Origin of the sequence: Thermococcus radiotolerans (genome assembly GCF_002214565.1) — an archaeon.
GTDB classification, from domain to species: domain Archaea; phylum Methanobacteriota_B; class Thermococci; order Thermococcales; family Thermococcaceae; genus Thermococcus; species Thermococcus radiotolerans.
In genome coordinates, this window is the sequence record NZ_CP015106.1 from 649,833 (window position 1) to 661,411 (window position 11,579).

14 protein-coding genes are annotated in these 11,579 nt (G+C 54.7%); 10 read left to right on the forward strand and 4 right to left on the reverse strand.

The features are described from left to right. Positions 1 to 346: 346 nt before the first annotated feature. The 10 genes from A3L10_RS03565 (at position 347) to A3L10_RS03615 (ending at position 6,461) form a co-directional block, all read left to right on the forward strand. Positions 347 to 607 carry a 50S ribosomal protein L37ae gene (locus A3L10_RS03565; RefSeq protein ID WP_014012168.1) on the forward strand — a complete coding sequence of 87 codons (261 nt, stop codon included), beginning with the start codon at positions 347 to 349 and terminating at the stop codon, positions 605 to 607. Positions 608 to 640: 33 nt separating this feature from the next. Further along, positions 641 to 790, forward strand: a complete 150-nt coding sequence (locus A3L10_RS03570; RefSeq protein WP_012571411.1) for a DNA-directed RNA polymerase subunit P — start codon at positions 641 to 643, stop codon at positions 788 to 790. A gap of 52 nt (positions 791 to 842) precedes the next feature. Next, a complete protein-coding gene (locus A3L10_RS03575) occupies positions 843 to 1,475 on the forward strand; it encodes a ribosomal biogenesis protein (protein ID WP_088180173.1) in 633 nt (210 codons plus the stop codon). After that, positions 1,427 to 1,696: a KEOPS complex subunit Pcc1 gene (gene pcc1 / locus A3L10_RS03580; protein ID WP_088866434.1), complete on the forward strand. Its 270-nt coding sequence runs from the start codon at positions 1,427 to 1,429 to the stop codon at positions 1,694 to 1,696. Before A3L10_RS03575 ends, pcc1 begins: the two co-directional genes overlap by 49 nt. A gap of 101 nt (positions 1,697 to 1,797) precedes the next feature. Next, on the forward strand, positions 1,798 to 2,583 hold the full coding sequence (locus A3L10_RS03585) for a type II CAAX endopeptidase family protein (protein WP_088866435.1): 786 nt from the start codon (positions 1,798 to 1,800) through the stop codon (positions 2,581 to 2,583). A 58-nt stretch (positions 2,584 to 2,641) separates the two neighbouring features. Next, positions 2,642 to 2,992 (forward strand): prefoldin subunit beta, encoded by a 351-nt coding sequence (locus A3L10_RS03590; RefSeq protein WP_088180171.1) that lies wholly within the window; start codon positions 2,642 to 2,644, stop codon positions 2,990 to 2,992. Positions 2,993 to 3,021: 29 nt separating this feature from the next. Continuing rightward, positions 3,022 to 3,354 carry a DUF3194 domain-containing protein gene (locus A3L10_RS03595; protein ID WP_088866436.1) on the forward strand — a complete coding sequence of 111 codons (333 nt, stop codon included), beginning with the start codon at positions 3,022 to 3,024 and terminating at the stop codon, positions 3,352 to 3,354. Next, positions 3,332 to 4,315 carry a DHH family phosphoesterase gene (locus A3L10_RS03600; protein ID WP_088866437.1) on the forward strand — a complete coding sequence of 328 codons (984 nt, stop codon included), beginning with the start codon at positions 3,332 to 3,334 and terminating at the stop codon, positions 4,313 to 4,315. The genes A3L10_RS03595 and A3L10_RS03600 overlap by 23 nt, the downstream gene beginning before the upstream one ends. Position 4,316: 1 nt before the next feature. Further along, on the forward strand, positions 4,317 to 4,643 hold the full coding sequence (locus A3L10_RS03605) for a hypothetical protein (protein WP_088866438.1): 327 nt from the start codon (positions 4,317 to 4,319) through the stop codon (positions 4,641 to 4,643). Between the two features lie 1,092 nt (positions 4,644 to 5,735). After that, complete coding sequence (locus A3L10_RS03615) at positions 5,736 to 6,461, forward strand: tRNA-binding protein (protein WP_088866439.1); 726 nt, start codon at positions 5,736 to 5,738, stop codon at positions 6,459 to 6,461. A gap of 58 nt (positions 6,462 to 6,519) precedes the next feature. On the opposite strand, the gene A3L10_RS03620 is transcribed toward A3L10_RS03615, so the two are convergent. From A3L10_RS03620 to A3L10_RS03635, 4 genes are all read right to left on the reverse strand, one after another. Next, positions 6,520 to 8,379, reverse strand: a complete 1,860-nt coding sequence (locus tag A3L10_RS03620; protein WP_088866440.1) for an aldehyde ferredoxin oxidoreductase family protein — start codon at positions 8,377 to 8,379, stop codon at positions 6,520 to 6,522. Then, a complete protein-coding gene (locus tag A3L10_RS03625; protein WP_088866441.1) occupies positions 8,379 to 9,203 on the reverse strand; it encodes an aldo/keto reductase in 825 nt (274 codons plus the stop codon). The genes A3L10_RS03620 and A3L10_RS03625 overlap by 1 nt, the downstream gene beginning before the upstream one ends. 95 nt (positions 9,204 to 9,298) lie before the next feature. Further along, on the reverse strand, positions 9,299 to 10,210 hold the full coding sequence (locus A3L10_RS03630) for a hypothetical protein (protein ID WP_157726883.1): 912 nt from the start codon (positions 10,208 to 10,210) through the stop codon (positions 9,299 to 9,301). 64 nt (positions 10,211 to 10,274) lie between these two features. Beyond that, complete coding sequence (locus A3L10_RS03635; RefSeq protein WP_088866443.1) at positions 10,275 to 11,510, reverse strand: 2,3-bisphosphoglycerate-independent phosphoglycerate mutase; 1,236 nt, start codon at positions 11,508 to 11,510, stop codon at positions 10,275 to 10,277. Positions 11,511 to 11,579: the final 69 nt, after the last annotated feature.

Sequence of the window (11,579 nt, forward strand, 5' to 3'; positions counted from 1 at the left end):
TGGTTCACTCTCAAGAAAGGCGTCCAACGGACGCCAGAATGGGAGTGAACCCTTGTAAAAAGTCCAGCTTAATGTTAAACCTCCTTTTCCTATAGCAAATTTTAGAGCGCACGCATTATCCTCTGCCAGTTCGACAGGAAAAGAACTTTTTGGTGAAACTTTGCTGGACAAAGTTTCAACGTCCAGATAAATTTTATAAGGGAATCTTCTATCAATCGGCGGGTTTAAAGGAACCGCGAACTTTGATGAAACTTTGCCATGCAAAGCTTCCAGGCAAAGGTTTATAAAACGTCCCCGGAAACACTCTCCAGTCGTGAAAATCGGTTGATAATTAGAGGTGATGCTCATGGGAAGGACTACTAAGGTTGGTTCAGCCGGAAGATACGGTCCAAGGTACGGTCTCAAGATTAGAAGAAGGGTCGCGGCCGTTGAGGCCAAGATGAAGCAGAAGCACGTCTGCCCGGTCTGCGGAAGGAAGGCCGTTAGGAGGATTAGCACGGGCATATGGCAGTGCCAGAAGTGCGGCGCCACCTTCGCCGGCGGTGCCTACCTGCCGACCACTCCGGCCGGAAAGGTCGCCAAGCGTGTCACGGCCTCCAAGGCCTGACCCCTTTCCTTTGCTTAGTTTAGGGTGATAACCATGGTGATGGCCGTTTACCGTTGCGCAAAATGTGGAAAGGAGGTCGAGCTCGACCTCGAAAACACCAGGGAAGTCCGCTGCCCCTACTGCGGCAGCAAGATACTCTACAAGCCCAGGCCCAGGGTGGCCAGGCGCGTAAAGGCGATCTGATTCTTTCGTTTCGAAAGCCTTTTATCGCTTAAACGAATTTTGAGTGAGGGCTATGATGCTGATAACGACTTCCCACAGACCCACAAGGAGGACGAGGAGCTTCGGCCACGACCTAGAGAAGGTCTTCCCCAACTCGCTCTACCTGACCAGGGGAAAGAAGACCATCCAGGACCTGCTCATGGAGGCCTACGACAGGAACTACGAGAGGCTCTTGATAGTCAACGTCTGGAAGGGGAACCCGCTCAAGATGACCTTTATCAAAGTTGACCCCGAGGACTGGGGCTACCTCGGCTACCTGTACCTCCACGGCATCAAGCTCCAGCGCGAGATCGGTTTTAGGGATATAAGGCCCATACGCGAGGAGATGCCACTTGTTGTAACTACCGCAAAGCGCGTCGGCCTCGACCACGTTGCCTTCGCCCAGGTTTTCGCCGAGCTGACCGGCGGAAAGTTCGTCCCGAGAAAGGAGCGCTCGCTCCTCGGGATAGCCGACAGGTACAACACCGACGTGCTGAGCGTCATCGAGAGGCACCCGCGCGGAATGGCGGTCAACTTCTACCGCCTGGACGTCAATAAGGAGAAGGCCGTTGGCCCGCTCATAAGCGTCAAGATATGGATAATGGAGGACGGGCGGAGATGGGACTACAAGGAAGCGATTCTGAAGCGTGGCCCATCGAAGGAGTGATCGAGCTCTCCTTTCCCGATGAGGAGACCGCGAGAATAGTTTACGAGAGCGTTCTGTACGAGCACGAGAGCGTGCCTTATCGGAGGAGCAGAATAGAGTTCCTCCGCGAGGGGAACAGGGTGATAATCAGGTTCCTCGCCCGGGACAACTCCGCCCTGAGGGGCACGCTGAACTCCTATCTGAGATGGATTAAGGTTGCCATCGATGCCATAGAACCTTGATTCTAGACGACCCTTGATGGTTGAATTTTCCTGCATCCGGGGGCAGGTTTATATAATTCTAAAACGCAGATTGAATTATTACAGATGATGAAGGTGTCAACATGAAGTTTAGCAAAAACTTCGAACTCCCAGTGTTTTTCCTGCTGACGTTCGCTTGGTCGTGGGGCTTCTGGAGTTTGGGAGGATACACCAAAATAGCCCTCCTTCTGGCACCCTTCGGGCCCACACTCATGGCTTTCCTCCTCACCTACCTCACATCCGGAAAAGGAGGCGTAAAGGACCTTCTGAGAAAGGGTCTTAGTCTCAAATTTCCCAAGGTTTGGCTGATCCCGGCACTCCTCCTGATGCCGGCCATAATCGGGCTGTCGCTGTTGATTGCAGTTATGAGTGGAGAGCCCCTTCCCGAGACGCCACTTACTGGGAATCCCCTAACGCTTATTGTAGCGTTTTTCTATATCTTAGTCCTGGGAGGCCCCCTGGCCGAGGAGTTTGGGTGGAGAGGCTTTGCCCTCGGGAGACTGCAGACAAAGTACAGCGCTCTGGTGGCGAGTCTGATTCTAGGGGTGATATGGGGACTGTGGCATCTTCCATTATTCTACGCTGCCAATGAACTATACAAGAACGTTCCTTTCCCAGGCTTCGTCGCGGGGACAATCCTCTTTTCCATACTCTTCACATGGATATTCAACAACACCAACGGAAGCGTTTTGACCGCAATACTGCTCCACACCAGTGGGAACTGGGGCCACTTCGCCTTTCCAATAACGGCAACCCAGTGGGGAAGCCTGTACTCCTTGATAATAAACTTCGCCGTGGTTCTTGTGATCCTCGCGGTGTGGGGAACGAAAAGCATGAAGCGAGAATCTACTCCTAGCGCAGGCCCATAACCTTCTTAAACTCCCCCCCTTATTCTAACCCGGCATTACGATTACGGAGGTGTGTGTCATGCAGAACATTCCGCCCCAGGTTCAAGCCATGCTCGGCCAGCTTGAGAGCTATCAGCAGCAGCTCCAGCTCGTCATCCAGCAGAAGCAGAAAGTTCAGCTCGAGCTCACCGAGGCAAAGAAGGCCCTGGAAGAACTTGAGAAGGTCGAGGATGGAACGGTTATCTACAAGACCGTCGGAACGCTCATCGTCAAGACCGACAAGGCCAAGGCCGTCGAGGAGCTGAAGGAGAAGGTCGAGACCCTCGAGGTCCGCCTGAACGCCCTCGAGAGGCAGGAGAAGAAGCTCAACGAGAAGCTCAAGGAGCTCACCGCGAAGATACAGTCCGCCCTCAGGCCCACCGCGGGCTGACCTCTTCTCTTCCATTTGGAGGGATAGCAATGGACGAGAGTGCCAGCGAGAGAAGGGTTATCCACATCGGCCTGCCGGAGCTGAGCGAGGAGCAGCTTATAGAGGTAGGCGAGATCGCGCAGGAGACGATAATCAAGCACGTCTTCGACGTCCTCAACAGGAGCGACGTGAAGGATATAGAGGTCACGATGAGGATAAACCGCGACGAGACCCTTGACCTTGAGGTTGAGGTATACCTTGAGGTACCCGTTTTCGTGAAGGTGGACGTTGAGAGTCTCATAGATGAGGCCGTTGAGGAGGCCTACGCGGCCGTTGAGAGAAAACTGAGGGAGATTGCGGATGAGGGGAAAAATAAGGCTTAAACGCTTCCTGCAACGCTCACGGGATAAATCCTTCCTTCTCCTCTGCCACCACAACGCGGACCCGGATTCCCTCGGCTCGGCGATAGCCTTCGCTATCTACCTCAAATCGATCGGCGTTGAGAACGTGAGAATAGGCGTCGCCCAGAGCGTTTCTTCCTACGCGAAGAGGCTGCTCACCTTCTCACCCGTTCCGCTCGAAAAGGATCCTTCCGTTGAGGAAGAGGTCGTCGTAATCTTTGACACCTCTTCCCTCGAACAGCTCGAACCCATCGAGATCCCGCGCGGTAAGACCGTTATTGTCATCGACCACCATGCCGAGAAGGAGAGACCCATCAGAGCTGATATAGCCGTCGTCGATTCATCGCGCACCTCCACGGCCGAGATAGTCTGGGAGCTTTTCAAATATCTCGGCTTCTACGATGAGAAAGCCGTTAAGGCCCTTCTCGCCGGAATAGTCACCGACACCGCAAACTTCCGCTTCGCGAACTCGAAGACCTTCAAGGCCGTAAGCGAGATGTTGGAGCGCTTTCCAATTCAGATGGGGGAGATTTTCCAGCTAGTTGCCCCCGTCAGCGACGAGAACATCGATCAGGCAAAGCGCATGGCCATCCTCAAGGCCTGCCAGAGGATGGAGATAAGGAAGTTCAGGAGGTATATCATAGCGGTCTCCAAGGTCTCTGCCTACGAGTCCCTCGCCTGCAAAACGTTCCTGAACCTCGGCGCAGACATAGCCGTCGTGGGGAGCGAGAAGAAGGGTGTCAGGATTTCCGCGAGGGCAAAGGAGAGCATCGTGAAGAAGGGCCTGCACCTCGGCAAAATCATGGAGAAGGTTGGACCTGTAATAGACGGCGCAGGTGGGGGCCATGCCGGAGCCGCTGGGGCGAACGGAAGGAAGAACCTTGACGAAGCGATAAAGCTCATCCTGAAGGAGATTGAGAGGTTTTTGAGGGAGGTTGATTGAGATGGCAAAGTGCCCGCTCTGCGGCAGTTCCCTCGACTGGGCAGGATTGATAGAACAGATGCTCGCCATTGAGAACGCTGATGAGGTTTTCCGGGACCGCGAAAAGTTCATGGAGGCCTTTGAAGACTTCGTCTTCAAGTGCCCCCACTGCGGTGAGGAGTTCTACGGGAGGAACCTTCCGGCGAAGGAGGCCGAGAAGGTGTTTGAGCTGCTCAACGAGTTCAAGGGCTCCATAGACTGGGAGAACCGGAAGGTTCGCCTCAGGCTGAACAGCCTCTTGGCGCTCGACACGATGCTCGAGAACTGGGACAAAAAGGTCAAGGGTTAGCGATAGCCTTTTTTACTTTCGTTCCCTACTCCTAGCGGTTGGTGGTTCTCGTGGAGGCCGTGGAGCTTTACCTATCAAAGGGGGACTATAAAAACGCACTGAGGAATGCGCTGGAGATTGAAGACCAGATAAAACGCCTGATAGCCCTGACCGAAGTCCTGACGGCCTTTCCGCGGGACGAGGTTTTAAGCCACATGCTGGAGACGCTCGAATCCGTAAGCGGAACACCGGAGAAAGCTTTGGCGTATTCGATCCTCGGCAGGGCGCTCTACGTACTCGACCGGGACAGGGACGCGGAGGCCTACTTTGAAAACGCCATAGGCATCGCTAGGAGCATAGACTCCCCAAGGGTTAGGGGAGAGGTTCTGGCGGGGATAGCGAGAAACCTCGTTCTCTCAGACCGATATAAGGACGGATTGGAGCTTTTCAGAGAGGCCGTCGAGCTCCTGCAGGCCTCGAGGGGACTGTCATCGGCGGCAACGTCGTCCCTTATAAAGGTCGCTCGATTGATTGAGAAGAGCGCCGACGAGATACCCAACGAGATAGCCCTTGAGTTTTACGAACTGGCCCGGGACGTTTACGCCTCGATATTCTTCAAGCTCCAGGCAAAGTACCTCGAGGACAAGATGGAGCTGATAAATGACGTCCTGAAGAGGGGCAAGATAGCCGTGGAGGAGCTTCTAGAGAAAGGGGAGGTCGAGCCCGCGATTTCAATGATGCGCTTCCTCCCGCTGGAGGGCAGGGCGATATCGATGCTCGAGCTGGCCTACTGGCTCTACCTCCACGAGCAGCCGAGGCTCGGAAGAAGGGTCTTCGATGACGCCCTCGAGATAGTCTTCGTCGGAAAGTTCAAACCAACGGACGGTGAGCTGGACAGGATAGCGAGGCGCTTCCTGCGCATAGGCTTTCTGGAGGAGCCGCTTATCCTTGCCGGCGTTATCAGGGACGATGGGATAGCGTCGGAGCTCCTCGGGGAGGTGGCTTTGGCCTACGCCCGCTGGGGCGATAAGACCAGAGCCCGCTCGATAGCCGAGGGAATAAGGGACGAAAGCGTTAAGAACCGCGTTTTAGAGGCACTGGAGGGTGAGAGTTATGTGGGACACGAGCAAGGATTACCGCTTACTGGTGGCGGAGAAGGCGGTGGAGCTGTTCCTGAAGACGGTGGAGCACGCGAAGTTCAAGGGGAAGTGGAACAAGAAGGGAGCGATTCAGCTGGCGAAGGAGATGATTCCAGAGATACAGGCGATGAGGTACAGCTACGTGGAGCCGAAGGAGCTGATTGAGACACCGCAGATGAAGGCGCTGAAGGAGAAGGCTTTGGGCATAATCGAAGCTTTGGGCGGCGAGGACTGGCACCACAAGTTCATCAGCCTGGCAGATAAGAGCGAGCGCGAGAAGGTCGAAGAGCAGGTCGCGAAGGTCCGCTTCTTCCTCAACACAATCCTCGGCCTTGACAGGAGGCTGGCCCTCGGAAAGATAAACGACCCGGTTATAGCCGTTGATATAAAGGTCGGAGAGGTCATGAGCGTCGGCAAGCACCCGAACGCCGACAGGCTTCTAGTTACCAACGTGAACATCGGCGACAGGGCGATAACCGTCGTCACCAACGACCTGGGCGTTAAGGAAGGAAACCGTGTTGCCGTTGCCCTGCTACCGCCGGCCAACTTCCGCGGAATCGTCAGCGAGGGAATGTTCCTCGGCGCCGGAGAGGGAGTCCTCAAGGACGTGAAGGGAGAAATAGGCGGCCTGCCCAAGGGAGTCCCGCTCGAGGCCTTCAACGAGACGAGGAACCTGGTCGAGGCGTTTTTGAAGGGCTGACCTATTCTTTTCCCTTCTGAAAACGCTACAGCCAAGGAAAAGAAGGGGAGGAGGAAGTTCAGATAAGCCCCATCCTCTTCTTCACGACCTCCAAAGCCCTCTCCGCATCATCCTTGAACTCCGGATAGCCGAGCTCCTCCATCGTCTCCGGCAGCGGGACGCCGAGCTCCTCGTGCCAGCCCCTCAGCCGGTAGAATTCTTTCCTCGCTTCAAGGAAGTCGTTGTAGTCTATGAAGGCCGCGTTGCCCTCCGCAGGCCCGTCTGGCTCGGGCTCCCACCAGCGCGGTGGAATCGTATCGTCGAGCGGAGGAGTAACCCAGTCGAGGGCATCGTGTATCCTTGCTATGCTCTCAACTGCCTGCGCGACCTTCCTGAGCTTCTCTACCGTCCACTCCTCGCCGGTTGCTAGGGAGTAGAACCTCGCCAGATCCTCCATCTTGTAGGAAACGAACTTGCACGTTCCAAGCATGTCCGTTATGTAGCTCTCGTCCCTGCCCTCTATCATCGACGGGACGAGTTCCCTAGCAGGCCCCTGGTTGGGCAGCTGGTGCGGCCTCGGCCAGCCCCTCAGGTGGCTCGCCCCAACGTCGGCAGTGGCGTAGCTGAGGGCGTAGGTCCTCCTTCCGCGCGGGTCCCAAGCGGGGCTTTCCATGCCCTTCACGTGAACTGCCAGTTCGCAGCCCCTGCCGAGCCTCTCGCAGGCCCTCTTAACGCCGTCCGCTAAAATCGCCCCAATTCCCCTCCTCTCGGCCATCAGCTTGATGAGCCTCTCCTCCGCTTCCTCGTCACCGAAGCCTTTAACCGGGAAGCCTATTTCATCCTCCGTGATTAAGCCCCTCTCCACTATCTCAAAGAGCCAGCCGATGGTCGCTCCGGTCGCTATGCTATCCAAGCCGAGGTTGTTGACGAGCCAGTTGAAGTACGCCACCGCCGGGAAGTTGAACACTCCGGTCGCGGCTCCGAGCATGGCAATGCTCTCGTATTCAGGCTTGACGCGGATTTTTCTGCCCTTGTACTCGACCTCCACATAGCGGGCGCACTTTATCGGACAGCTCTTGCCGTGGACGAACCATTCCGGCTCGACCTCGTACTTCTTGACTTCGTCTCCAGCCAATTTGCTCGCTAACTCATCGGGTATGTGGGGCCTTGAGAAGTTGTACGCAGGACTCATTCCAAGGGAAGCCGAGCTCCTCAGCCCATCGCTCGTGCCGTAGTTTCTACTGTGCTCGTACTTCGGATCGGTGGCGAAGTGGTCGTAGAACTCCTGCCAGAGTCTCTGGAACTCCTCGGGGTTGGCAACAGGGGGCTTCTCACCGGGTTCGACGACGACCGCCTTAACCCGCTTGCTCCCAAGAACGGCCCCAAGGCCGCCCCTTCCGCTCGCCCTCTCCGTGTCGTAGATGACGTTGGCTATCCTGCTCAGCTTCTCTCCGGCCGGCCCGATGAGTGCCACGCTCGAAGTAGGGTGCTCCCTCCAGAGTTCTCTGGCGACCTCGTAGTTTCCTTTACCCCAGAGATGCTTTGCGTTCCTAATCTCGACCTTTCCATCATGGACGTAGAGGTAAACCGGCTCCTCAGCTTTACCTTCGATTATCAGGGCGTCGAAGTGCCCCTTGAGCTTCGGCCCGAAGGCGTCTCCGCCGCTGGAGTCGCTTATGAGCCCCGTCTCTGGGCTCTTGCTGACGGCTATGACCTTGCTCGAGCCGGGTATGAGGCCCGTCAGTCCACCCGGCGCAAAGATGAACTTGTTGGCCGGGCTTAACGGGTCGGTTCCGGGCGGAACCTCCCGGTAAATCAGGTAGTAGCCGAGCCCCTTCCCGCCGATGAACTTCCTTATCATCTCGTCGGGCAGTTCCTCATACGTCACCCTTCCAGTACTCAGGTTAACCCGGGCTATCCTGTTATGGTAGCCGTACATTAGACGCACCCCCTCGCCTTCTCCCTATCATCCTTCGTGAGCCTCCAGCCCATCGCACCGGCGTTCTCTTCGATATGGGCCTTGCTGCCCGCCTTGGGAATGGCTACAACGTTGTCCTCCCAGATGAGGTAGTTCAAAGCCACCTGCGCTGCGGTTTTGTCGTAGGATTTTCCAATCTCGGCCAGACATTGGTTTCTCGCGAGCGAGCCCTTCTCCAGTGGAGTGTAGGCTATGAGTGCCATCTTTTCGCGCTTCATGTAATCTAGAAGCCCGCTCGTCTCGGGCCACCTGTCGCGGAGCGAGTACTTCACCTCGTTGGCAACTATCTCGTACTTCCTCATAGCTTCCTGGGAGCGCTTGAGAAGCTCGAGGTCGAAGTTGCTGACGCCTATGTAGCGAATGAGTCCCTCATCCACAAGCTCCTCCAAGGCGTGAAGCGTTTCCTCGATTCTTCCCCACTCTGTGCCGGGCCAGTGGAGAAGGTAGAGGTCTATGTACGTGCCGAGCCTCTTCGCACTCGCCCTTGCGGCCCTCTTTGCACTCTCGCGGCCGAAGTGGGTTGGCCACACCTTGCTGATGATGAAAATCTCTTCGCGCTCGAAGCCCCTAATCGCTTCCCCGACGAGCTCCTCGCTGTGACCGGCTCCGTAGAACTCGGCCGTGTCAATGAGGTTAATCCCCAGCTCCAGACCGTATCTCAGGGCCTCGATGTTTTCCTTATCGCGAGAATAATCGGGGCTCTCGTAGCCCCCTATGCCCCACGTGCCCATGCCAATGGCGGTGACCTTATCAGAACCGATAATCTTCAAATCCTTAGGCACCATAACCCATCACCACGTCGGTAGAATTAGGAAACCGAACTTAATTAAGGTTTCCATCTGAACGCTAAGATAAAGGGACAAAAATGGATAAAGGATTGTTAGTCCCTTGATGTTTTTGCTTGAATTTTTTCAATCAGCAAATAAACTTCCTCAATTGCGTGGATAGATTCTACAAATATCCTCTCAGCTTCGTTTATCTCGAACACTTTATCAGGATGCTCTGCACTATTACGTATTTCTCTCAAAAAATCCAAATATCCCTCCAATCGCTTAGATCTGATTTTGCGATATTCTAACTGCTTTTGGATTTCAGAAAGAGCATAATTCCATGTGGGGTAAGAATCTACTTCGTTAACGTCTTCATTTGTTAATTTGAAATACAGGTCCCTAATTGCAGCCTCTACCGCTCTCAATGATATCATTACAGAGGCCGTGGGAAGATCAAACAGCAATGCCTTAAAAGACTCCAGTAAATCATGCGATACTATTTCAGGAATGTGGTTAACCACTATCTCTGGGTATGAGAACAATGGCTGTAATCCGGTGGATAGCAGGTTTTCGTAATCTAAGATGCCCTTATGAACTTCAATCTCAATAGTTTTCCTTTTTGAGAGTTCCTGTTGTAAGAGAGTTATTATGATTTCAACAGTCCGCCTAAGAGCTCTTAAGTCATTTTCATCGATGTTCCTTGGAGTAGACTCAAGTTCGGAAGCATATTTCTGGTGAAGGTATGAAATCAACTCATCCAATTCGCTGTATTGAATTATATGCTCTAACCCCTTTCTTTTCAAGAAATCTTGAATCAGGTACAATGTCCACAATATATATCCTTTGCCTTTTTGATCGCTAACTTCTCCAGAAGGCAAAACAACTAAATCCTCAGGTCTAGCTAGTCGTATGTATTCTGTCCAAGTTCCAATTGTATACGCGTCAATTAAGTCTATCGGCTCTACAACAGGTTCAGAAGTTTGTTGGGGCAAAGTCCCATTCTCATCTTCCATTGTGTCCACCCACTAACAATAAACGTAACTAGTGGTATAAAAAAGTTTGGTCTAATAGAATATTGAGAAAAAATTAAGCCCCAAACTTCTCGGAGCGGTTCATGAGGTCCATCATTATCGGCACTATGTCGTGGCCCTTTATCCTGCCGAGGCCGCCGCGCATGCACTCGCGCTCGCCGAAGCTCTCCGTGTAGTCGGGCCTAACGCCACCACCAGCTATGAGAACCGGAACAGGGTCGCCGCTGTGGTTCATGACCTCACAGGGCGTTGAATGGTCGCCGGTTATCGCTATGACGACGTCCTCAAGGTCAACCTTGTCAACTATGTATCCTATCATCCTGTCGGCCTTCTCTATCATCTCGACCTTGAGCCTCGGGTTGTTGTCGTGGCCCGCTGCATCGGTCGGCTTGAAGTGCAGGAAGACGAAGTCGTACTCATTGAGGAGCTCGACCACTTTCCTCGCCTTCGCCATCTCGTCGGTGTTGTACTCGCCGGTGGCCCCCTCGGGGGTGTATATGTCGAAGCCTATCGCCCTTGCGACGCCCTTGACGAGGGAAACCGCAACGACCGCCGCTGCCTTTACCTTCCACTGCTCGGTGAACTTCATCGGTATGTCCGGATAGGTGCCGGCGCCCCTCACCAGGAGGTAGTTGGCCACGGGCTTACCCGCCTTTCTGCGCTCCTCGTTGACGGGATGCCTTTCGAGAACCTTGTGTGCCTGTCTGACGAACTCGTTGAGTATCTCGGCAACGCGCCTGCTCTCCTCATCCTCCCAGGTGAACTCGTGGGGCGGCTTTCCGGCCTCGTGCGGGTCGTTCTCGCCGACTTTATAGCCAGCCGCCATGCCCTTGAGAACGAGAACCGCCCTGTGGCCGGTCGCTCCAACGAAGATGAAGTCAACGGGGAGCTTAACGTTCTCCTGGATGGCCTTCGCCAGCTCGTGGGCTTCCTCCGTGCTTATCCTTCCGGCGCGCCTGTCTGTTATGACACCGTTCTCGATGGTCGCGAAGTTTACGCGGAAAGCCAAGTCGTCCTCATCGAGGTCTAGACCGACGCCGAGGGCCTCAAGGAAGCCCCTTCCGCGGTAGACCTTGTAGGGGTCGTAGCCGAAGATGCTCAGATGAGCGGTGTCGCTGCCAGCCGGCTGTCCGGGCTTTATCGGATCCTGCTGGCCGAGGAGCCCCCATCTCGCAAGCCCATCCATGTTTGGGGTGTTTGCGTACTCAAGCGGAGTTTTTCCGCCGAGCTCCTTTATCGGCCTGTCCCCAAGGCCATCAAGGATTATGAGAAGTCCCTTCCTCTGCTTCATACCTATCACCTGGAGTGAGTAGCGGCATGGAGTTAAAAGCTTTGTTGACCGGATTTGAACCGCTTCATC

Coding starts and splice junctions, on each gene's coding strand:
- A3L10_RS03565 (WP_014012168.1), top strand. CDS start 347: ATGGGAAGGACTACTAAGGTTGGTTCAGCCGGAAGATACGGTCCAAGG.
- A3L10_RS03620 (WP_088866440.1), bottom strand. CDS start 8,379: ATGTACGGCTACCATAACAGGATAGCCCGGGTTAACCTGAGTACTGGA.
- A3L10_RS03570 (WP_012571411.1), top strand. CDS start 641: ATGGTGATGGCCGTTTACCGTTGCGCAAAATGTGGAAAGGAGGTCGAG.
- A3L10_RS03575 (WP_088180173.1), top strand. CDS start 843: ATGATGCTGATAACGACTTCCCACAGACCCACAAGGAGGACGAGGAGC.
- A3L10_RS03590 (WP_088180171.1), top strand. CDS start 2,642: ATGCAGAACATTCCGCCCCAGGTTCAAGCCATGCTCGGCCAGCTTGAG.
- pcc1 (WP_088866434.1), top strand. CDS start 1,427: ATGGGACTACAAGGAAGCGATTCTGAAGCGTGGCCCATCGAAGGAGTG.
- A3L10_RS03600 (WP_088866437.1), top strand. CDS start 3,332: ATGAGGGGAAAAATAAGGCTTAAACGCTTCCTGCAACGCTCACGGGAT.
- A3L10_RS03635 (WP_088866443.1), bottom strand. CDS start 11,510: ATGAAGCAGAGGAAGGGACTTCTCATAATCCTTGATGGCCTTGGGGAC.
- A3L10_RS03615 (WP_088866439.1), top strand. CDS start 5,736: ATGTGGGACACGAGCAAGGATTACCGCTTACTGGTGGCGGAGAAGGCG.
- A3L10_RS03585 (WP_088866435.1), top strand. CDS start 1,798: ATGAAGTTTAGCAAAAACTTCGAACTCCCAGTGTTTTTCCTGCTGACG.
- A3L10_RS03595 (WP_088866436.1), top strand. CDS start 3,022: ATGGACGAGAGTGCCAGCGAGAGAAGGGTTATCCACATCGGCCTGCCG.
- A3L10_RS03605 (WP_088866438.1), top strand. CDS start 4,317: ATGGCAAAGTGCCCGCTCTGCGGCAGTTCCCTCGACTGGGCAGGATTG.
- A3L10_RS03625 (WP_088866441.1), bottom strand. CDS start 9,203: ATGGTGCCTAAGGATTTGAAGATTATCGGTTCTGATAAGGTCACCGCC.